16 protein-coding genes are annotated in these 20,376 nt (G+C 71.5%); 4 read left to right on the plus strand and 12 right to left on the minus strand.

Translation table 11 applies throughout. The features are described 5' to 3' along the window. Positions 1–397 precede the first annotated feature (397 nt). The 9 genes from BI06_RS15880 to BI06_RS15920 all read right to left on the minus strand — a co-directional run bounded on the left by BI06_RS15880 (position 398) and on the right by BI06_RS15920 (position 10,921). Positions 398–1,921: a CoA-acylating methylmalonate-semialdehyde dehydrogenase gene (locus BI06_RS15880; RefSeq protein ID WP_030396774.1), complete on the minus strand. Its 1,524-nt coding sequence runs from the start codon at positions 1,919–1,921 to the stop codon at positions 398–400. Positions 1,922–2,093: 172 nt separating this feature from the next. Further along, entirely contained in the window at positions 2,094–3,002 is a 909-nt protein-coding gene (locus BI06_RS15885) for a hypothetical protein (RefSeq protein ID WP_051741106.1), read from the minus strand. Positions 3,003–3,075: 73 nt separating this feature from the next. Continuing rightward, a complete protein-coding gene (locus tag BI06_RS15890; protein WP_030396772.1) occupies positions 3,076–3,507 on the minus strand; it encodes a bifunctional DNA primase/polymerase in 432 nt (143 codons plus the stop codon). Between the two features lie 191 nt (positions 3,508–3,698). Next, positions 3,699–5,093 carry an FAD-binding oxidoreductase gene (locus BI06_RS15895; RefSeq protein ID WP_043468734.1) on the minus strand — a complete coding sequence of 465 codons (1,395 nt, stop codon included), beginning with the start codon at positions 5,091–5,093 and terminating at the stop codon, positions 3,699–3,701. A gap of 81 nt (positions 5,094–5,174) precedes the next feature. Further along, on the minus strand, positions 5,175–5,978 hold the full coding sequence (locus BI06_RS15900) for an ABC transporter permease (protein ID WP_030396770.1): 804 nt from the start codon (positions 5,976–5,978) through the stop codon (positions 5,175–5,177). Beyond that, positions 5,978–6,922 carry an ABC transporter permease gene (locus BI06_RS15905; RefSeq protein ID WP_030396769.1) on the minus strand — a complete coding sequence of 315 codons (945 nt, stop codon included), beginning with the start codon at positions 6,920–6,922 and terminating at the stop codon, positions 5,978–5,980. Before BI06_RS15905 ends, BI06_RS15900 begins: the two co-directional genes overlap by 1 nt. Continuing rightward, positions 6,919–8,061 carry an ABC transporter ATP-binding protein gene (locus BI06_RS15910; protein WP_043468736.1) on the minus strand — a complete coding sequence of 381 codons (1,143 nt, stop codon included), beginning with the start codon at positions 8,059–8,061 and terminating at the stop codon, positions 6,919–6,921. Before BI06_RS15910 ends, BI06_RS15905 begins: the two co-directional genes overlap by 4 nt. Positions 8,062–8,099: 38 nt before the next feature. After that, the gene (locus tag BI06_RS15915) at positions 8,100–9,356 is read right to left on the minus strand and encodes a spermidine/putrescine ABC transporter substrate-binding protein (RefSeq protein WP_043468739.1); all 1,257 of its coding nucleotides are present in this window, start codon (positions 9,354–9,356) and stop codon (positions 8,100–8,102) included. Positions 9,357–9,409: 53 nt separating this feature from the next. Continuing rightward, a complete protein-coding gene (locus BI06_RS15920; RefSeq protein WP_043468742.1) occupies positions 9,410–10,921 on the minus strand; it encodes a gamma-aminobutyraldehyde dehydrogenase in 1,512 nt (503 codons plus the stop codon). Between the two features lie 326 nt (positions 10,922–11,247). Between BI06_RS15920 and BI06_RS15925 the strand changes: the two genes are divergently transcribed. Next, positions 11,248–12,897 carry a PucR family transcriptional regulator gene (locus BI06_RS15925; RefSeq protein WP_043468744.1) on the plus strand — a complete coding sequence of 550 codons (1,650 nt, stop codon included), beginning with the start codon at positions 11,248–11,250 and terminating at the stop codon, positions 12,895–12,897. Between the two features lie 78 nt (positions 12,898–12,975). Here the strand turns inward: BI06_RS15925 and BI06_RS15930 are convergent, their stop codons facing one another. The 3 genes from BI06_RS15930 to BI06_RS15940 form a co-directional block, all read right to left on the minus strand. Continuing rightward, positions 12,976–14,193, minus strand: coding sequence for a spermidine/putrescine ABC transporter substrate-binding protein (locus BI06_RS15930; protein ID WP_051741108.1), 1,218 nt, complete (start codon positions 14,191–14,193; stop codon positions 12,976–12,978). A 68-nt stretch (positions 14,194–14,261) separates the two neighbouring features. After that, positions 14,262–15,620, minus strand: coding sequence for an aspartate aminotransferase family protein (locus BI06_RS15935; protein ID WP_030396763.1), 1,359 nt, complete (start codon positions 15,618–15,620; stop codon positions 14,262–14,264). Positions 15,621–15,791: 171 nt separating this feature from the next. Then, a complete protein-coding gene (locus BI06_RS15940; protein WP_030396762.1) occupies positions 15,792–17,267 on the minus strand; it encodes a gamma-aminobutyraldehyde dehydrogenase in 1,476 nt (491 codons plus the stop codon). Positions 17,268–17,537: 270 nt separating this feature from the next. On the opposite strand from BI06_RS15940, the gene BI06_RS15945 reads away from it, so the two are divergent. The 3 genes from BI06_RS15945 to BI06_RS15955 all read left to right on the plus strand — a co-directional run. Continuing rightward, the gene (locus BI06_RS15945; RefSeq protein ID WP_030396761.1) at positions 17,538–18,011 is read left to right on the plus strand and encodes an Lrp/AsnC family transcriptional regulator; all 474 of its coding nucleotides are present in this window, start codon (positions 17,538–17,540) and stop codon (positions 18,009–18,011) included. After that, positions 18,008–19,402 (plus strand): aspartate aminotransferase family protein, encoded by a 1,395-nt coding sequence (locus tag BI06_RS15950; RefSeq protein ID WP_030396760.1) that lies wholly within the window; start codon positions 18,008–18,010, stop codon positions 19,400–19,402. Before BI06_RS15945 ends, BI06_RS15950 begins: the two co-directional genes overlap by 4 nt. A 302-nt stretch (positions 19,403–19,704) precedes the next feature. Continuing rightward, a partial coding sequence (locus BI06_RS15955; RefSeq protein WP_043469711.1) for an ABC transporter ATP-binding protein occupies positions 19,705–20,376 on the plus strand: 672 nt, incomplete at its 3' end.

Here is a 20,376-nt window from a genome sequence, read left to right on the forward strand (position 1 = left end):
GGCGCTTCCTTCGTCCAACTCGCTGGTGTCTTCTGCGGCTTGACGCCCCGTCCGACGTTTCAAACTCTAGCCGATCCCCGCTCCGAAAAGCGAATCCGGCCGCAATCCTCAAAAATGAGCACAACAAAACAAACCCTTGCTGCGAAAGCCAAAAGGCATGGCGCAGCTCAGTCGGTTCTGGAAGTGGTGTTTCGAGGATTGGCCGCCCCGGGACCGTCCGCGCTGCTGCGTGTCCGGTGCTCCCTGTCGAGCGACTAGGGAACACTACGCCGGTTCGCGGCCGAAGGCAAACGCCCGGCAAACTCCCGGGACAAGCCGCAGGCCGGCCCGCACGGGTGCGGGCCGGCCTGTCGAGCGGGAGGGGCTCGGAGCGGGAGCGGGCGGGTGCCCGTCCGGATCAGTTGTTGGTCGGGAAGCCCAGGTTGATGCCACCGTGCGAGGGGTCCAGCCAGCGCTGGGTGACCGCCTTGCCGCGGGTGAAGAACTGGACGCCGTCCTGGCCGTAGGCGTGGGCGTCGCCGAACAGCGAGGCCTTCCAGCCGCCGAAGGAGTAGTAGGCGACCGGGACCGGGATCGGCACGTTGATGCCGACCATGCCGACCTCGACCTCGTACTGGAAGCGCCGGGCCGCGCCGCCGTCGTTGGTGAAGATGGCGGTGCCGTTGCCGTACGGGTTCGCGTTGATGAGGGCCAGGCCCTCCTCGTAGGAGTCGACCCGCACCACGGACAGGACCGGGCCGAAGATCTCGTCGTTGTAGACGGACATGCCGGGCTTGACGTGGTCGAACAGGGTGGGGCCGAGCCAGAAGCCGTCCGCGGTCGGCGAACCGTTGCGGTCCTCGGCGGTGATCTCGTGCTTGCGGCCGTCGACGGCCAGCTCGGCGCCGTCGGCGAGGCCGGACTCCACGTAGGAGGTGACCTTGTCCCGGTGCTGGCCGGTGACGAGCGGGCCCATCTCGGACTCGCCGTTGCAGCCGGGGCCGACCTTGAGGGTGGCGATCCGCTGCTTGATCTTCTCGACCAGCTCGTCGCCGATCGGGTCGACCGCGACCAGGACGGAGACCGCCATGCAGCGCTCGCCGGCCGCGCCGAAGCCGGCGTTGACGGCGGCGTCGGCGCTCAGGTCGAGGTCGGCGTCCGGCAGGACCAGCATGTGGTTCTTGGCGCCGCCGAGGGCCTGGACGCGCTTGCCGTAGCGGGTGCCGGTCTCGTAGACGTAGCGGGCGATCGGGGTGGAGCCCACGAAGCTGACCGACTTGATGTCGGGGTGCTCCAGCAGCCGGTCCACGGCGACCTTGTCACCGTGGACGACGTTGAAGACGCCGTCCGGCAGACCGGCCTCCTTCCACAGCTCGGCCAGGAAGTTGGCGGCGGACGGGTCCTTCTCGGACGGCTTGAGCACCACGGTGTTGCCGGCCGCGACGGCGATCGGGAAGAACCACATCGGCACCATGGCCGGGAAGTTGAACGGCGAGATGATGGCGACCGGGCCGAGCGGCTGACGGATCGAGTAGACATCGATGCCGGTGGAGGCCTGCTCGGTGAAGCCGCCCTTGAGCAGCTGCGGGATGCCACAGGCGTACTCGACGACCTCGAGGCCGCGGGCGATCTCGCCGAGCGCGTCCGAGTGCACCTTGCCGTGCTCGGCGACGATGATCGACGCCAGCTCGTCCTTGCGGGCGTTGAGCAGCTCGCGGAAGGCGAAGAGCACCGTGGTGCGCTTGGCGATCGAGGCGGCGCGCCACTCGGTGAAGGCCGAGGCGGCGGCGGCAACCGCCTGGTCGACGTCCGCGACGTCCGCGAAGTCGACGTGGCCCGTGACCTGGCCGGTGGCCGGGTCGAAGATGTCACCGCGACGGGGCGCGGCACCGGCGGTGGCGACCGGGCGGCCGCCGATCCAGTGGGTGATGTGCTTGCTCAAGGTCCGTCTGCCTCCGAAGTCCGGGCGGCCTTGCGCCACCGGTCCCTTGTGTGACGCCGCCCGCACGGGACGGGGGCGGCGAGGTCACGGGGCTACCGCGCTCACTCGTCCAGTCTGCTGGGCGGTGGGGGCTGCCTCAACGAACAGGCTGACGGGGATTGCGGATTCAGCCTTACAGGTCGTACTGCCGACCCGTTCCGAGGGCCCGGTCCTCCACGTCCTCCACGTCTTCCAGGTCCACCAGGTCCACCAGGTCCTCCCGGGCCTCCACGTCCTCGAGGTACGGGTCGTGCAGGCCGTCCGCGTCCTCACGGGTCTCCAGGAGGTCCAGCCTGAGGTCCTGGGCCCAGGCCAGCGCCCACCGCTTCAGCGCGTCGACCTCCCCGCCGGGCAGGCCGCGGGCCCGGAACCGCCCGTCGGCGGCCTCGGCCAGGGTCTCCAGCCGGTCGGCGAGAGCGGTGGGCTGGAACTCGGCGTCCAGCGCGGTGGCCAGCGCGAGCAGTTCGCCCTCCCGGTAGCAGGCGGTGAGGGCGTGCACGTCGATCAGGTCCCGGGGCATCGCCCGGTCGACGAGCAGCGCGGTGGTGAGGGCGGCGGCGTCCTCCAGCGCGACCGTGTCCACCACGAGCGGGGTGCCGGGCGCGCTGTCGGAACCAACGCTGTCGGAACCAACGCCGTCGGAACCAGCGCCGTCGGGACCGGGGCCGCCGAGGTCGAGGCGGACCGGACGGTGCCCCAGCGGTTCCTTGCGCAGTTCGACGGTGTGCGCCCGCCCGCCCAGGGTGAGCCGGACGGAGAGCTGTTCCAGCCGGGGCGTGCCGGGACGCTCCGCGACCACGCCGCCCACCGTCCGGTAGGCCTGCGCCAGCTCGGCGGCGGCCCGGGGCAGGTCGGCGGTCCCGGTGGCCACCAGGGTGATTCCGTCCTGGTCGCAGGCCCGGACGCCGTGGGCGCGCAGGGCGTGCCCGCCCGCGAGGGCGAGGCCGTACCGCTCGCGCACGGGTCGGGCCCGGTCGACGAGGCGCAGCTGGGCCGGGCCGGGGTGGAGGGCGGGGTCGACGGCGTCCGGGGCTGTGGTCACCCCTCCAGTCTGGCGCGCCGCCCCCTCCGGCGCGCCCGACCGGGAGGACCGCAGGCGGGCCGGACCGCTCCGGTCACCAGTCGCCGAGCCCGGCCGCCGCCTCGTGCAGGGCGAGTTCCAGGAGTACGGGGTCGTTGAGCCGTCCGGACCCGTCGGGCGGTACGAGCCAGCGCACGCCCCGGCCCCGCCGCTCGGGGTGGGGGACGACGATCCAGGTGCCCTCCCCGGCGCAGCGCACGCCGGTGCCGATCCAGCGGGCGGCGGTGCCGGCGGGCACCAGGAAGCCGATGTGCTCGTCACCGAAGTCGGCCAGGACCGGTCCGCAGGAGCCGGTGCCGAGGAGTTCGACGACCGGGCGGCCCAGCCGGCCGGGTACCGAGAGGACGTCCCAGTGCCGTCCGGCCGGGAGCAGGACCAGGCCGAGGCCGGAGCGTTCCCACTGGGCCCGGAAGGCCTGCGGGTCCGGCGCGGCCTGGGCCAGCCAGTCGAGTGCCGTGGTCTCCATGTGCTGTCCCCGCTCTGCGCGTCGGTGTGTTCGATAACGCGGCGGGGCATGCGGAGACCCGCCGTCACCTTCGAGAGGCGAACGGCGGGTCTCTCTTACACGAGTACACGGGTCCGGTTCACGGGTCCGGCCCGGATTCGTGAACCGAACTCGTGGACCGGACCCGTTGTACCGGTCAGCTCGTGCACCGGTCAGCTGTCGAAGCCGAGCCCCAGCTTGTCGAGGGTGCGCAGCCACAGGTTGCGCTCCCCGCCGGTGCGGTCGGCGCGCTCCAGCGAGCGGGTGGTGATCCCGATGCCGGCCCAGCGGACGGGCTCGGGCGGGAAGGGCAGCGGCTTGCGCCGCACCATCTCCAGTTCGGTGCGCTCGGTGCGCTCGCCCGCGAGCAGGTCGAGCATGACCTCGGCACCGAACCGGGTGGCGCCGACGCCGAGGCCGGTGTAGCCGGCGGCGTAGGCGACCCGGCCCCGGTAGGCGGTGTCGAAGAACGCGGAGAACCTGGTGCAGGTGTCGATCGCGCCGCCCCACGCGTTGGTGAAGCGGACGCCCTCCAGTTGCGGGAAGCAGGTGAAGAAGTTCCGGGCCAGGGTGCGGAAGGTCTCCGGCCGCTGGTCGTACTCGTGCCGGACGTGCCCGCCGAACCGGTAGACGGCGTCGTACCCGCCCCAGAGGATCCGGTTGTCCGCGGAGAGCCGGAAGTAGTGGAACTTGTTGGCGCTGTCGCTGAGGCCCTGGCGGCCCTTCCAGCCGATCGCGGCCAGCTGCTCGTCGCTGAGCGGCTCGGTCATCAGCGCGTAGTCGTACACCGGGACGATGAACGGACGGACGCGCTTGACCAGCGAGGGGAAGGCGTTGGTGCCGAGCGCGACCTTGCCGGCGAAGATCCGGCCGTAGGGGGTGCGGACGGCCATGCCGGCGCCGTGCTCGCGCAGGGCCTCGGCCGGGGTGTGCTCGAAGATCCGCACGCCCAGGCCGAGGCAGGCCTGCTTGAGGCCCCAGGCGAGCTTGGCGGGGTGGACCATGGCCACGCCCTCCTTGTCCCAGATCCCGCCGAGGAAGGTCGGCGAGTCGACCTGGGCGCGCAGCTCGTCGCGGCCGAGCACGGTGACGTCGAGGCCGTACTGGGCGACGGCCTCGGCGACCTCGTGGAGTTCGTCGAGCTGGTGCGGCTGGGTGGCGATGTCGATCTCGCCGGTGCGCTCCCACTCGGCGTCGATGCCGTAGCGGGTGAGGGTGGTCTCGATGCCGTCGAGGTTGTCGGCGCCGAGGCGCTCCAGCCGGCCGAGCTCGGCGGGCCAGCGCTGCAGGCCGTTGCCGAAGCCGTGGGTCAGGCTGGCCGCGCAGAATCCGCCGTTGCGCCCGGACGCGGCCCAGCCCACTTCCTGGCCCTCGACCAGGACGACGTCCAGGGAGGGGTCGCGCTCCTTGGCGACGAGGGCGGTCCAGAGGCCGGAGTAGCCGCCGCCGACGACCAGGAGGTCGCAGTGGGCGTCGCCGACCAGGGCGGGCTGCGCCGTCGGCCGCCCCGGGTCCTCGAGCCAGAAGGGGGTGGGCCTGGCGTCACTGAGCGCGCGGGCGGAGTCCATGCATTATCAGCCACTTTCTGCACATTGATGGTGATGATCGGCCGCCGTCCCGACGGTACGCCGGGACGGCGGCCGGGGCGGTCAGGCGGTCGCCTTCCGGCGGTTCCCGAGCCACTGCCCGCCCACGGTGAGCCCGACGGCGGCGATGAACATCGCGGTGCCGATGACGTTCACCTGGACCGGGATGCCGCGCTGCGAGGCGCCCCAGACGAACATCGGGAAGGTGACCGTGGTCGGTCCCGAGTTGAACTGGGTGATGATGAAGTCGTCGAAGGAGAGCGCGAAGCTGAGCAGCGCGCCGGCCGCGATGCCGGGGGCGGCGAGGGGCAGGGTGACCCGTAGGAAGGTCTGGACCGGGGTGGCGTAGAGGTCCTGGGCGGCCTGCTCGAGCCTCGGGTCCATGCTCATCACGCGTGCCTTGACCGCCGTCACCACGAAGCTCAGGCAGAACATGATGTGCGCGATGAGGATGGTGGTGAAGCCGAACGGGATGCGCATGTTGAGGAAGAGCGTGCCGAGCGAGGCGGCCATGACCACCTCGGGCATGGCCATCGGCAGGAAGATCATCGCGGTGGTGGCGGAGCGGCCGCGGAAGCGGTAGCGGGCCAGCGCGAAGGCGACCATGGTGCCGAGCACGGTGGCGCCGACGGTGGCGAGCACCGCGACCTGGAGGCTCAGCGAGAGCGACTGGCACATGTCGGCGACGCCGCAGGGGTCGGTCCAGGCGTCGGTGGAGAACTCGTTCCACTCGTAGTTGAACTTGCCGACCGGCTTGTTGAACGAGAAGGCGAGGACCACCAGGTTGGGCAGTACCAGGTAGGCGAGGGCCAGCAGGCCCGCCAGCACCACCAGGTGCGCGCGGATCCATGTGAAGAATCGGGACATCAGACCAGTTCCTCCGTCCCGGCCTTGCGCATGTAGACCGTCACCATGCCCAGGATCAGGGCCATCAGGATGAAGCTGAGCGCGGCGGCCGTGGGGTAGTCGAGCACGTTCAGGAACTGCTTCTGGATGCCGTTGCCGACCATCTGCTCGCTCGGCGAGCCCAGCAGCTGGGCGTTGATGTAGTCGCCGGAGGCCGGGATGAAGGTGAGCAGGGTGCCCGCGACCACACCGGGGAGCGAGATCGGGAAGGTGACCTTGCGGAAGGTGGTGAACGGGCGGGCGTAGAGGTCCCCGGCGGCCTCGTGCAGGCGCGGGTCGATCCGCTCCAGCGAGGTGTACAGCGGCAGGATCATGAACGGCAGGAAGTTGTAGGTGAGGCCGCAGACCACGGCGAGCGGGGTGGCCAGCACGCGGTCGCCGGAGGTGAGGCCGATCGCGCTGGTGACGTCCAGCACGTGCAGGGTGTTGAGCAGGCCGACCACCGGGCCGCCGTCCGAGAGGATGGTCTTCCAGGCCAGCGTGCGGATCAGGAAGCTGGTGAAGAACGGCGCGATGACCAGGATCAGCAGCACGCTGCGCCAGCGCTTGCTCGCCTTGAAGGCGATCGTGTAGGCGAGCGGGTAGCCGATGGCGAGGCAGAGCAGGGTCGCGGTGGCCGCGTAGCCGAACGAGCGGACGAAGTGCCACTTGTACTCGACCAGGGCGTCCCAGTACGTGGCGAGGTGCCAGGTGACGCGGAAGCCGTCCTCGAGCGAGCCGGTCTGCAGCGAGGTGGAGCCCTGGTAGAGCATCGGCACGGCGAAGAAGACGACCAGCCAGGCGACGCCGGGCAGCAGCAGCCAGTACGGGGTGAGCTTGCGCCGGGTCCTGGGTGCGGAGCCGGCGGGCTGGCCGCTGTCGGGGGGTATCGCCTGCGGCGGGGCGGCCTCGGTGAGGGTGCTCATGCCGCCGCCTCCCCGGTGCCCGCGTCGATCGCCTGCGCGGCGTCGAGGGCGAAGGAGTGCGCCGGGTTCCAGTGCAGGACCACCGGGGCGCCGGGGACGACCCGGGCGTCGCGCTCCATGTTCTGCTCGAAGACGGTGACCTCCTGGCCGCCGTCGGTGCGCACCAGGTACTGGGTGGAGACGCCGATGAAGCTGGAGTCGACGACCGTGCCGGCCAGCCGGTTGCGGCCCTCGGCGACCTCGGCGGAGCCGTGCTCGATGGTGATCTTCTCCGGGCGGACGCCGAGGTGGACCCGCCTGGCCTCGGTGGCGCAGCGGGCCCGGGGCACGGTGAGCCGGGCGCCGGCGGCGCTGAGCAGCAGGTCCTCGCCGGCGCCGCCGGTGACGTCGGCGGGCAGCAGGTTGGACTGGCCGAGGAAGTTGGCCACGAAGGTGGTGGCGGGGTTCTCGTAGAGCTCGGCGGGCGCGCCGAGCTGCTCGACCCGGCCGCCGTTCATCACCGCGATGGTGTCGGCCATGGTCATGGCCTCCTCCTGGTCGTGGGTGACGTGCACGAAGGTGATGCCGACCTCGGTCTGGATCCGCTTGAGCTCCAGCTGCATCTGGCGGCGGAGCTTGAGGTCGAGGGCGCCGAGCGGCTCGTCGAGGAGCAGCACCTGCGGGTGGTTGATGAGCGCGCGGGCGACGGCGACGCGCTGCTGCTGGCCGCCGGAGAGCTGGTGCGGCTTGCGCCGGGCGTACTGGCCGAGCTCGACGAGTTCGAGCATGTCCTCGACCTGCTTCTTGACGTCCTTGCGGCCGCGCCGGCGCAGGCCGAAGGCGACGTTCTCGAAGATGTCGAGGTGCGGGAAGAGCGCGTAGCTCTGGAAGACGGTGTTCACCGGCCGCTTGTACGGGGGCAGCGCGGTGACGTCCTGGCCGCCGATGAGGACGGTGCCGCTGGTGGGCTCCTCCAGGCCGGCGATCATCCGCAGGGTGGTGGTCTTGCCGCAGCCGGAGGCGCCGAGCAGGGCGAAGAAGGAGCCCTGGGGGACGGTCAGGTCCAGCGGGTGGACGGCGGTGAAGGAGCCGTAGGTCTTGCCGATGCCGGTGAGCCGGACGTCGCCGCCGACGGCTGCGGGGCTCTGCTGCTCTGTCATGGATGGTGTCTCTCTGGGTTCGCTGCCGTCAGTGGGGGTCAGGCGCCGATGAGCTTGGAGAACTTCTCCTCGAAGTCGCTCTCCTCGGTCTCGGTGAGGGTCCGGAAGACGTGCGCCTTGGCCGCCATCCCGGGGGTGGGGACGACCAGCGGGTTGGCGGCGCTGTCCGGGGCGATCGCGGCCAGTTCCTCCTTCACCCCGGTGACGGCGGAGACGAAGCCGATGCCTGCGGTCAGCTGCGCCGCGATCTTCGGCTGATAGTAGAAGTCGATCAACTTCTCGGCGTTCGTCTTGTGCTGCGCCCTGGCCGGGACCAGCAGGTTGTCGGTGCTGGTCACGAAGCCCTTCTCGGGGATGACGAACTCGATGTCCGGGTTGTCGGCCTGCAGCTGGATCAGGTCGCCGCCCCAGGCGACGCAGGCGGCGATGTCGCCGGAGGAGAGCTCCTGGCCGTAGTCGTTGCCGGTGAAGCGGCGGATCTGCTTGTTGTCGACCGCCTTCTGCAGCCGGGCGACCGCGGCAGCGTAGTCGTCGGCGGTGAACTTCGCCGGGTCCTTGCCCATGTCCAGCAGGGTGATGCCGATGCTGTCGCGCATCTCGGAGAGGAAGGTCACCCGGCCCTTGAGGTCGGGGTCCTCCAGCAGCTGGGCGACACTGGTGACCTCCTTCCCCTTGGTGGCCTTGCGGTTGTAGGCGATGACCACCTGGATGCCGGCCCACGGGTAGCTGTACAGCCGGCCCGGGTCCCAGTCGGGGGCCCGGAAGCGGGACTCGACGTTGGTGATGGCGGTGGTGACGTTGGCCGGGTTGAGCTTCTGCGCCCAGCCGAGGCGGATCAGCCGGGCCGCCATCCAGTCGGTGAGCACCATCAGGTCGCGGCCGGTGTCCTGGCCGGCGGCGAGCTGCGGCTTGACCTTGCCGAAGAACTCGACGTTGTCGTTGACGTCCTCGGTGTACCTGACCTTGATGCCGGTGGCGGCGGTGAAGGCCTCCAGGGTGCCGTGCTTCTCCTTGTCGTTCTCGTCGGTGTCGACGTAGAGCGGCCAGTTGGAGAAGTTCACCTCCTTCTCGCTGTCCGAGAGGTCCTTGGCGGCGTTCGCGGTGGAGTCGCCCGTCCCGCCGGTGTGTCCGGCGGGCGGGATGCCGCAGGCGGCGAGGCCGGCCGCGCCGGCGGTCAGGGCGGCGGCGCGCAGCACGGCACGCCGGCCGAGAGCGGCCCGGCCACTGGTCAGACTGCGTTCCCAGGCCTTGCGGACCGGTTCCGACAGTCCGTCGGTGAGCTCGTTGAACGCCATGGGACGGGCCTCCTGGGGGGCGAAGGGGGGTGTGGGGGGCACCCCGGTCCGGGTTATCTGTCTCCGAAGACGGTGCGGTGCCAGTCCTTGCGGGCGACCGCGGTGGTGTCGAACATGACGTGCTTGACCTGCGTGTACTCGTCCAGCGAGTACTGCGACATGTCCTTGCCGTAGCCGGAGGACTTGTAGCCGCCGTGGGGCATCTCGCTGAGGATCGGGATGTGGTCGTTGACCCAGACGCAGCCGGCCGCCAGCTCGCGGGTGGCCCGCAGCGAGCGGTGGACGTTGCTGGTCCAGGCGGAGGCGGCCAGGCCGTAGGGGGTGTCGTTGGCCAGCCGCAGGCCCTCGTCGTCGCTGTCGAAGGGCAGGACCACCAGCACCGGGCCGAAGATCTCGCCCTGGACGACCTCGCTGTCCTGGGCGGCGCCGGTGATCAGGGTGGGGCGGTAGTAGGCGCCGCGGGTGAGGTCGGTGCCGTCGTGGCCCTTCGCGGGCGCGGCGCCGCCGGTGACCACGGTCGCGTAGCCGCGGGCGCGCTCGACGAAGCCGGCCACCCGGTCGCGGTGGGTGAAGGAGACCAGCGGGCCGAGGTCGGTGCGCGGGTCCAGCGGGTCGCCCAGCCGGATCCCCCGGTACAGCTCGGCCACGCCGGCCACGAAGGCGTCGTAGAGCGGGCGCTGGACGTAGGCGCGGGTGGCGGCGGTGCAGTCCTGGCCGCTGTTGATCAGGGAGGCGGCGACGGCGCCGTGCACCGCGGCGTCGAGGTCGGCGTCGTCGAAGACCACGAACGGGGCCTTGCCGCCGAGTTCCAGGTGGGTGCGCTTGACGGTCGCGGTGGCGAGTTCGGCGACCCGCTTGCCGACCGGGGTGGAGCCGGTGAAGGAGACCATCGCGACGTCCGGGTGCGACACCAGGTGCTCGCCCGCGACCCGGCCCGCGCCGGTGACGACGTTGACCACGCCGTCCGGGATGCCGGCCAGGGTGCAGGCCCGGGCGAACATCAGCGAGGTCAGCGGGGTCAGCTCGGCCGGCTTGAGGACGATGGTGTTGCCGGCCGCGATCGCCGGGAGGACCTTCCAGGCGGCCATCTGGAGCGGGTAGTTCCAGGGCGAGATCGAACCGACCACGCCGATCGCCTCGCGCCGCACGTACGAGGTGTGGTCGCCGGAGTACTCGCCGGCCGCCTTGCCCTCCAGGTTGCGGGCGGCCCCGGCGAAGAAGGCCGTGTTGTCGATGGTGCCGGGGACGTCGAACTCGGTGGAGAGCTTGATCGGCTTGCCGGTCTGCGCGGTCTCCACCCGGGCGAGGTCGGCGGCCGCGTCGGTGAGGACGGCGGCCAGCCGGGTGAGCGCCTCGGAGCGGGCACCGGGGGTGGCACCGGCCCACTCCGGCAGCGCGGCCCGGGCGGCGGCCACGGCCTCGTCGACCTGTCCGGTGGAGGCCAGGGAGAACTCCTCGACGACGCTTCCGTCGGCCGGGTTGACGACCTGGAAGGCGTCACCGCTCCCCCGGCTCTGTCGGCCCGCGATGTACTGCGCGCCCGCGCCGAAGTCGGTCAGGTCCATCTGGTTCCTCCAGGTTCCGGTGGTGCGACCGTCCGGACGACCGCCCCGGGCCGTCCCGCCCGCGCCGCCGTGGGGGGCGGGCGAGGGGGCGGACAGGGCGTGGCCGGCAGGCCGGTCGTCGCGCTCGTGGCGCCGGGTTCCGGCCACAGGGCCGGAACCGTCACGGTCGACCCGCTGACCATGCCTGCTGGCGCCGGGGCGTGACAAGGACCACTGCGACAACCTCGGCGGAAAGCGCCTTACAAGGTGCAAGGCTTCGGGCAGGGCAACAGGTCGTCGCCGCGATGGATGATTTCCCTGACACTCTGAACCCTGGAGGCCCCGCGATGCTCCCCACCGTCGCCCGTGTACTCGACCTGGAGGTGATGCGCCGCGGCCTCCCCCAGGTGGTGGCCGGAGCCGACCACCTGGAACGCCCGGTCCGCTGGGTCCACGTCAGCGAGCTGCCCGACGTCGCCGGCATGCTGCAGGGCGGCGAACTGGTGCTGAGCACCGGCATCGCCCTGCCCGAGGACCGCGAGGGCCTGGCCCGGTACGTGCGCGAGCTCGCCGACATCGGCGTCGCCGGACTGGTCATCGAGTACGGCCGGCGCTACTTCGACAGCCTGCCGCGCGCCTTGGTGCACGCCGCCGAGCAGCGCGGACTGCCGCTGATCGCGCTCCGCCGCGAACTGCGCTTCGTCTCCGTCACCGAGGCCGTGCACGCCCTGGTGGTCAACGCCCAGCTGGAGCAGCTGCGCACCTCCGAGGCGATCCACCAGGTGTTCAACGAACTGGTCGTGGAGGGCGCCGAACCGGCCGAGGTGGTCCGCCAGGTGTCCCGGATAGCGGGAGCCCCGGTCGTCCTGGAGAACCTCGCCCACCAGGTGCTCACCCACGAGTCCGCCGGGCGGCCCGAGGCCGAGCTGCTGGAGGACTGGGAGCGCCGTTCGCGCGGGGTGCGCCCGCCCGGGCGCACCGGGTACGACCCGCGCAGCGGCTGGCTGGTCACCGCGGTCGGCGCCCGCGGGCAGGACTGGGGCCGGCTGGTGCTGATGCAGGAGCCCGGTCCGCAGCCGGAGGGCGGGCCGCACCCGTTCACCATGCTGCTGGAGCGCGGCGCCTCCGCGCTGGCCCTCAACCGGCTGGTGGTCCGCGACCGGGAGAGCCTGGAGCGGCAGACCCACCGCACGCTGCTCTCCGGGATCCTCACCCATGCGCTGACCGTCTCCGAGGTGGCCCTGCGCGCCCAGGCGCTCGGCGTGCCGCTGGAGGGGCGGCGGCTGGTCGGCGCGGTGCTGCGGCAGCGGCGCGGCCCGATCCCGGCCGCGCTGGAGGCCCAGGCCCGGCTGCGCGACTTCACCGAACTCGCGGCCAGCGCCGTCCGCGCCTGCCGGCTGTCCGCCCTGGTCGGGGCCCTGGACGACGAGGGCGTCGGCGTGCTGATCACGCTCGGCCCGCAGCAGGACGAGCACGCCGCGCTGGACGCCTTCGCCGCGGCGCTGCGCCGGCTGGCCGCCGAGGCGGCCCGGGACGCCGCCGCGCCGGAACCGGTGGTCGCGGTCGGCTCCTCGGTCGGCTCGGTCCGCGACGCCCGGCGCACCCTGCTGGAGGCCACCCAGGTCGCCGACGCGGCGCTGCACGACGCGCCCGGCGGCCGGGCCGCGTCCTACTACCGGCTGCCCGACGTGCGGCTGCGCGGACTGCTGCACCTGCTGCGGGACGACGCCCGGCTGCAGACCTACGTGGAGCGGGAGCTGGGGCCGCTGCTCGCCTTCGACGCCGAGCACAACGGCCAGCTGGTGCAGATGCTGCGGATCTACCTGGAGCAGGGCCGGAACAAGTCCGCGGCGGCGGACGCCGCGCACCTGTCCCGGCCGTCCTTCTACGACCGGCTGCACAAGGTCGAGCGGATCCTCGGGGTCGACCTCGACCAGGTCGAGTCCTGCCTCTCGCTGCATGTCGCCCTGCTCGCGCTGGACGCCGTCCGCCGCTGACCCGGTCGCCGCCCGCCCCCGCGCTCGCCCCGAGAAGGACCGGTCGACGGGGGCGGGGCCACGGCCCCTGGACGCCGGTCAGACGCCGGTGATCCGGGTCCAGACCTTGTGCAGACCGGGCCGCTCGGCGGAGCCGACGTCGCGCATGGTGTGCAGCCGGGCCCGCATCTCCTCGGTCGGGAAGAGCAGCGGGTGCTCCGCCAGCTCCGCCTTCTCCCGGTCCCCGCTGGCCGCCAGCACCTCGCGGGCGGCCGGAACGGGGCAGATGTACTGCACCGCGGCCGCCAGCTCGGCGGCCACCTCGGGCTGGTAGTAGTGGTCGATCAGCAGCTCGGCGTTGCGCTTGTGCTCGGCCCGGTTGGGGATCATCAGGCTCTCCGCCCACAGCTCACCGCCCTCCTCGGGCACCACGAACGCGATGTCCGGGTTCTCGGCGGTGAGCTGCACGGCGTCGCCGGAGTACGCCTGGCAGGCCAGCGCCGCGCCGGAGGCCAGGTCGCTGGTGTAGTCGTTGCCGGTGAACCGCCGCACGTGCCGGCTGTCGACCATCCGCTGCACCAGGTCCATCGCCTGCCGGGCCTGGTCCTCGGTGAACGCCGAGATGTCGGCGCCCTGGGCGAGCATCAGCAGGCCGAGCGCCTCGTCCAGCCCGGCGAACAGGGTGACCCGGCCCTTCAGGTCGGGCGCCCAGAGGTCGGCGACGGACTTGATCTCCCGGCCGAGCTCCTTGCGGTTGTACGCGATGCCGGTGATCCCGGACTGCCAGGGCACGCTGCGCCGGCGCCCGGGGTCGAAGGCCGGGTCGGCGAGCTGCGGGTCCAGCTGCGCCGTGACATTGGGCAGGTTGGCCCGGTCCATGGCCTGCACCCAACCGAGCGAGACGTACCGGCCGGCCATCCAGTCGCTGACCACCATCAGGTCGCGGCCCGGGTCGGTGCCCTGTGTGAGCACCGGGCCCATCTTGCCGAAGAACTCGTCGTTGTCGTTGATGTCCTCGGTGTAGGTGACCTTGATGCCGGTCCGCTCGGTGAAGGCGTCCAGGGTCGGGCGCCCGCCGTCGTCGTCGACGTCGATGTACTGGGTCCAGTTGGAGAAGCCCAGCCGCTTCTCGCTCTCCGAGCGGTCGGGGGCGGAGCGGCGGTCCTCGTCCACGTAGGCGGACGGGATGCCGCAGCCGGTCAGGGCGGCGGCCCCGAACAGTCCGGCACCGGTGCCGAGCACCCCGCGGCGGGACGGACGGCGGCGGGTCGGACCGTGGAGACCGCTCGGGCGGCGGGCGGGGGTGGTGCTGGGCATGGTGGGGCCTCCGGAGCGGGAGACGGCCCCGGACGCGAGGGCGCCCGGGGCCGTCCTGTCGGTGAGAGTCAGACGGTGTGCGCGTCGGCCAGCGACAGCACCTCGTCGAGGACGGCGAGGCCGGCCTTCGCCTCCTCCTCCGTCACCGTGCACGGCGGAACGACGTGGAAGCGGTTCATGTTCACGAACGGCCAGAGCCCGCGCTGCTTGCACGCGGCGGCCAGCTCGGCGATCGGGCCGTTGGCGGCACCCGCCGCGTTGTACGGCACCAGCGGCTCGCGGGTGGCGCGGTCCTTCACCAGGTCGAGCGCCCAGAAGACGCCGAGTCCGCGCACCTCGCCGATGGACGGGTGGCGCTCCGCCAGCTCGCGCAGGCCGGGGCCGAGCACGGTCTCGCCGATGTGCTTGGCGTTCTCGACGATGCCCTCCTCCGCCATGGTGTTGATGGTGGCGACGGCCGAGGCGCAGGCCAGCGGGTGGCCGGAGTAGGTGAGCCCGCCGGGGAACGGCCGCTCCGCGAAGGTGGCGGCGATCTCCGCGCTGATCGCCACGCCGCCGAGCGGGACGTAGCCCGAGTTGACGCCCTTGGCGAAGGTCAGCAGGTCCGGGGTGACGCCCCAGTGGTCGGCGGCGAACCACTCGCCGGTGCGGCCGAAGCCGGCCATCACCTCGTCGAGGATGAACACGATGCCGTAGCGGTCGCAGATCTCCCGGACGCCGGCCAGGTAGCCGGGCGGCGGGATCAGGATGCCGGCGGTGCCGACCACGGTCTCCAGGATGACGGCCGCGACGGTGCCGGGGCCCTCGAAGGCGATGACCTGCTCCAGGTGGGCCAGCGCGCGCTCGCACTCCTGCGCCTCGTTCTCGGCGTGGAAGTTGCTGCGGTAGGCGTACGGGCCCCAGAAGTGCACGATGCCGGAGACACCGGTCTCGCTGGCCCAGCGGCGCGGGTCGCCGGTGAGGGCGATCGCGTTGGCGGTGGCGCCGTGGTACGAGCGGTAGGTGGAGAGCACCTTCTGCCGACCGGTGTGCAGCCGGGCCAGCCGGATGGCGTTCTCGTTGGCCTCGGCGCCGCCGTTGGTGAAGAAGATCTTGTCCAGGTCGCCGGGGGTGCGCTCGGCGATCAGCCGGGCGGCCTCGCTGCGCGCCTCCACCGCGAAGCCGGGGGCGATGGTGCAGAGCTTCGCCGCCTGCTCCTGGATGGCCGCGACCACCTTCGGGTGCTGGTGCCCGATGTTGGTGTTGACCAGCTGCGAGGAGAAGTCCAGGTAGCGGTTGCCGTCGTAGTCCCAGAAGTACGAGCCCTCGGCGCCGGCCACCGCGAGGGGGTCGATCAGCGCCTGGGCGGACCACGAGTGGAAGACGTGCGCGCGGTCGGCGGCCTTGACGGCCTGGCCGGCGGCCGAGTCGGCGGTGGGGATGCTCATGCGGCAAGGCTAGGGACTCGCCGTACCGAAGTGGAGAGCCATCCTGTCAGCCGGTCGGCTCAACGGCCGACAGGGTGCAAAGGCACAGGGCCCGGGTCGCGGGGACCCGGGCCCATGGTCGGATCACACGATCGTCGTCCGGTCGGACCGTGCTCCGGTGGTGGTGCTCGCTCAGATGGCGGTCATCACGTGCTTGACGCGGGTGTAGTCCTCGAAGCCGTAGGAGGAGAGGTCCTTGCCGTAGCCGGACTTCTTGAAGCCACCGTGCGGCATCTCGGCGACCAGCGGGATGTGGGTGTTGATCCAGACGCAGCCGAAGTCCAGGCGGCGCGACATCCGCATGGCGCGGGCGTGGTCCTTGGTCCACACCGAGGAGGCCAGCGCGAACTCGACGCCGTTGGCGTAGTCGACGGCCTGCTCCTCGTCGGAGAAGCGCTGCACGGTGATGACCGGGCCGAAGACCTCGTTCTGGATGATCTCGTCGTCCTGCTTCAGGCCGGAGACGACGGTCGGGGCGTAGAAGTAGCCCTTGTCGCCGACCCGGTGGCCACCGGCCTCGACCTTGGCGTGCTGCGGCAGGCGCTCGATGAAGCCGGAGACCTGCTTCAGCTGGTTGGCGTTGTTCAGCGGGCCGTAGAGCACGTCCTCGTCGTCCACGCCACCGGTCTTGGTCTCGGCGGCGGCCTTGGCCAGCGCCTCGACGAAGGCGTCGTGGATCGACTCGTGCACCAGCACGCGGGTGGCGGCGGTACAGTCCTGGCCCGCGTTGAAGAAGCCCGCCACCGAGATGCCCTCGACGGCCTCGGCGATGTCGGCGTCCTCGAAGACCACGACCGGGGCCTTGCCGCCCAGCTCCAGGTGGACGCGCTTGACGTCCTTGGAGGCCGACTCGGCGACCTGGATGCCGGCGCGCACCGAGCCGGTGATGGAGGCCATCGCCGGGGTCCGGTGCTCGACCATCAGCCGGCCGGTCTCGCGGTCGCCGCAGATCACGTTGAAGACGCCGGCCGGGAGCTCGAGGTCCTTGAGGATGCCGCCGATGATCTCGGCCAGCAGCACGGTGGAGGCCGGGGTGGTGTCGGAGGGCTTCAGCACCACGGTGTTGCCGGCGGCGATGGCCGGGGCGAACTTCCAGACGGCCATCATCATCGGGTAGTTCCACGGCGCCACCTGGGCGCAGACGCCGACCGGCTCGCGGCGGACGATCGAGGTCATGCCGTCCATGTACTCACCGGCGGACTTGCCCTCCAGCAGGCGGGCGGCGCCGGCGAAGAAGCGGATCTGGTCCACCATCGGACCGATCTCCTCGGAGAGGGTCAGCCCGCGCGGCTTGCCGGTGTTGCGGACCTCGGCGTCGACGATCTCGTCGGCACGGGCCTCCACCGCGTCCGCGATCTTCAGCAGCAGCTTCTGCCGGGTGCTCGGGGTGGAGTCCCGCCAGGCCGGGAACGCGGCCGCGGCGGCGTCCATGGCGGCGTCGACGTCGGAGGCGCCGGACAGCGGGGACGTCGCGTAGACCTCGCCGGTCGTCGGGTCGACGATGTCGAGCGTGCGGCCGTCGGCCGCATCGACGAACTCACCGTTGATGTAGTTGCGCAGCGTGCGAAGGTCGCTCACGGATGTCTCCTCGGTCTCGGCCTGCGGCATTGCAGAATCCGGCGCCATGGTACGTCGGTTGCCGGGGCCGACGGCGGGCGCCGAGTGGCCGCGCCGGTCGTGCCGCGGTCCACTGGTTGGCGGAATGCGCGCGGCACAGCGGAGCCGCGCGCGTACCGTAGCCAGGGTAGCCGTACGACTGCCGTTATCGACAGGCCGAGCGCGCATAGACGATGAAATCCGCATGCGTTTTCCAAGATCTCGACGAAATCAGCAGCTGCCGCGCTTGCGCACACGAGACCGATCGGGCACAGTGGCGGCGTGGCCAACCGCGACCGGAACGCCAGCGTTCCCCTCGACGCCGCCTCCAAGGCGATCATCGAGCAGCTCCAGGAGGACGGGCGCCGCCCGTACGCCGCCATCGGCAAGGCCGTCGGCCTGTCCGAGGCGGCCGTGCGACAGCGCGTCCAGAAGCTGCTCGACCAGGGCGTGATGCAGATCGTCGCCGTCACGGACCCGCTCACCGTCGGCTTCACCCGCCAGGCGATGGTCGGAATCCGGGTCGAAGGAGACATCGATCCCGTCGCCGACGCGCTGGCCGCCCTCGACGAGGTCGACTACGTCGTCTGCACCGCCGGCTCGTTCGACCTCCTGGCCGAACTGGTCTGCGAGGACGACGAGCACCTGCTCGAAATGATCAACAAGCGCATCCGCGCGCTTCCCGGCGTGCGGAGCACCGAGAGCTTCGTTTACCTGAAGCTCCGGAAACAGACCTACACCTGGGGCACCCGATGACAGCCGACCCGGCGCAGAAGGACCTTTCCAAGACCGCCTACGACCACCTGTGGATGCACTTCACCCGCATGTCGTCGTACGAGAACTCCCCCGTGCCGACGATCGTCAAGGGCGAGGGCACCTACGTCTGGGACGACAAGGGACGCAAGTACCTCGACGGCCTCGCCGGCCTGTTCGTCGTCCAGGCCGGCCACGGCCGCGAGGAGCTGGCCGAGGCCGCCGCCAAGCAGGCCAAGGAGCTCGCCTTCTTCCCGGTGTGGAGCTACGCCCACCCGAAGGCCGTCGAGCTGGCCGAGCGCCTGGCCAACTACGCCCCGGGCGACCTGAACAAGGTCTTCTTCTCCACCGGTGGCGGCGAGGCCGTCGAGACCGCCTGGAAGCTTGCCAAGCAGTACTTCAAGCTGACCGGCAAGCCGACCAAGTACAAGGTCATCTCGCGGGCCGTCGCCTACCACGGCACCCCGCAGGGCGCCCTGTCCATCACCGGCCTGCCGGGCCTGAAGGCCCCGTTCGAGCCGCTGGTGCCGGGCACCCACAAGGCCCCGAACACCAACATCTACCGCGCCCCGGCCTTCCTGGCCGGCCCCGACGGCACGGTCGACCCCGAGGCGTACGGCCGCTGGTGCGCCGACGAGATCGAGGTCGCGATCCTCAACGAGGGCGCCGACACCGTCGCCGCGGTCTTCGTCGAGCCGGTGCAGAACGCCGGTGGCTGCTTCCCGCCGCCGCCCGGGTACTTCCAGCGCCTGCGCGAGATCTGCGACCGCCACGACGTGCTGCTGGTCTCGGACGAGGTCATCTGCGCCTTCGGCCGCCTCGGCACCATGTTCGGCGCCGACAAGTTCGGCTACCAGCCCGACATGATCACCTGCGCCAAGGGCATGACCTCGGGCTACTCCCCGATCGGCGCCACGATCATCTCGGACCGCCTGGCGGAGCCGTTCTACAAGGGTGACAACACCTTCCTGCACGGCTACACCTTCGGTGGCCACCCGGTCTCCTCCGCGGTGGCGCTGGCCAACCTCGACATCTTCGAGCGCGAGGGCCTGAACCAGCACGTCCTCGACAACGAGTCGAAGTTCCTGGGCACCCTGGACAAGCTGCGCGACCTGCCGATCGTCGGCGACGTCCGCGGCAACGGGTACTTCTACGGCATCGAGCTCGTGAAGGACAAGGTCACCAAGGAGTCGTTCAACGACGACGAGGTCGAGCGCGTGCTCTACGGCTTCCTGTCGAAGGCGCTCTTCGAGAACGGCCTGTACTGCCGCGCCGACGACCGTGGCGACCCGGTCATCCAGCTGGCGCCGCCGCTGATCTCCGACCAGTCGACCTTCGACGAGATCGAGCAGATCCTGCGGACCAGCCTCACCGACGCGTGGGCGAAGATCTGACCCCTCGGAACTTTCCTCCCCACCCTCAGTCGCAGGGCGGTCCCGCTTCAGCGGGGCCGCCCTGCGGCGTTCCCGGCACTGCCCCGACTGCGGTTACCGGTACCGCCCCGACTCGGCACCGGTAGTACTCCGGCGCCGTTCCGACGGCGGTTCCCGGCCGTTCCGCCATCGGTCCGTCGATCAAACACGCCTGATTGCGGGTGATTTGCCCCGGATGGGCCAGTGTGCCGCAACCGCGCCCAGGCCCGATCGTTCTAATCTGACGACTGTCATATCCCTGCGGCCACCCAGGATGGAACCTCATGTCAGCGGCCCCTCCTGACAACGACGTGCTGTGGGCCCGGGGGATCGTCAAGTCCCACCAGGGCACCCCCGCGCTGCGCGGCGTCTCGCTCGGGGTCCGGGAGGGCGAAGTCCTCGCCGTCACCGGCCCGCGCGGCTCCGGCAAGAGCACCCTGCTCGGCTGCCTCTCCGCCCTGCTCCCGGTGGACGAGGGCGAGGTCTGGTTCAACAGCTCCCCCGTGCACACCCTCGGCCGGGCCGGCCGCGAACGGCTGCGCCGCGACCGCTTCGGCTTCGTCGGCTCCGAACCGCACCTGGTCCCCGAACTGACCGCCCGGGAGAACGTCGCCCTGCCCCTGCTGCTGGCCGGCGCCGGCGGCAAGGCCGCCTACACCGCCGCCGACGAGTGGCTGGAACGCCTGGACATCGGCGACCTCGCCAAGGTCCGGCCGGAACGGCTGGTCCAGGGCCAGCGCCAGCGGATCGCCGTCGCCCGCGCCCTCGCGCCGCTCCCGCCGGTCGTCTTCGCCGACGACCCCACCGCCCCGCTGCACCGCGAGACCGCCGAACAGGTCCTGCGGATACTGACCAGCGCGGCCCGCTCCCACCAGCTCACCCTCGTGCTGGCCACCCACGACCCCGAGCTCGTCCGGTACGCGGACCGCGCCGTCGCCCTCCTCGACGGCCGCCTG

The organism is Kitasatospora sp. MBT66, assembly GCF_000710405.2.
Taxonomy (GTDB): Bacteria; Actinomycetota; Actinomycetes; order Streptomycetales; family Streptomycetaceae; genus Kitasatospora; species Kitasatospora purpeofusca.